This window comes from Streptomyces alboflavus (assembly GCF_000716675.1).
Lineage (GTDB): Bacteria > Actinomycetota > Actinomycetes > Streptomycetales > Streptomycetaceae > Streptomyces > Streptomyces alboflavus.
Genome location: NZ_JNXT01000142.1, coordinates 1 through 868, shown reverse-complemented (window position 1 = coordinate 868; position 868 = coordinate 1). Strand labels below are relative to the sequence as shown.

Sequence of the window (868 nt, the reverse complement as noted above, 5' to 3'; positions counted from 1 at the left end):
GATGTTCGCCTGGCAGAACAACCACCGCGAAAGCTTCGCCCTGCCCGGCCTCGAAGTGGAACTCGAGTGGCCGCACAGCCAGTCGGCGAAGTACGACCTGTTCTTCAACCTGGTCGAGGAGGCCGGTGAGGGCGTGGTCGGCCACCTGGAGTACGCCACCGACCTGTTCGACCGCGACACCGTGCAGCGGCTCGCCGACCGCTTCACGCGGCTGGTCCGGCAGTTGGCCGCGGACCCGTGGCAGCGCATCGGCGCCGTGGAGCTCGTCGAGCCGGACGAGCGGGAGCGCGTGCTGTACGGATTCAACGACACGGCCGTCGAGACTCCCGACGTGACCCTTCCGGGCCTGTTCGCACGCCAGGTCGCGGCCGCGCCGGACGCGGTCGCCCTGGTGTGCGGTGAGGAGGAGTTCTCGTATGTGGAGTTGGACGAGCGGTCGAACCGGCTCGCGCGGGTCCTGATCGCGCGTGGTGTGGGCCGGGACTCGGTCGTGGGACTGGCACTGCCCCGCTCCACGGACCAGATCGTGACCCTCCTCGCCATCCTCAAGGCGGGCGGCTGCTATCTGCCTCTGGACCCCGAGTACCCCGCCGAACGCCTCGCGTTCATGCTGCGCGACGCCGCACCCGTACTGGTCGTCACCCACACCGGCATCGCGGCCGCACTACCCGACAGCATCTGCCCGCACCTCGTCCTCGACGACCCCGACAGCAAGGCCGACATCGCCCAGGCCCCGGCCGCACCACTCGAACTCGCAGACCACGCACAGCAGCTGGCCTATGTGATGTACACCTCCGGGTCCACCGGCACCCCCAAGGGCGTCGCCATCACCCACCAAGGCGTCGTCGACCTCGCCCTCGACCACCAC

Annotated in this window: 1 protein-coding gene; it reads left to right on the top strand. The window is 69.5% G+C overall.

The genetic code is table 11. The annotated features are described in order from the left end of the window. Positions 1–868, top strand: an 868-nt coding sequence (locus tag OO63_RS41085; RefSeq protein ID WP_033264990.1) for an AMP-binding protein, incomplete at both ends; no start/stop codon positions are given.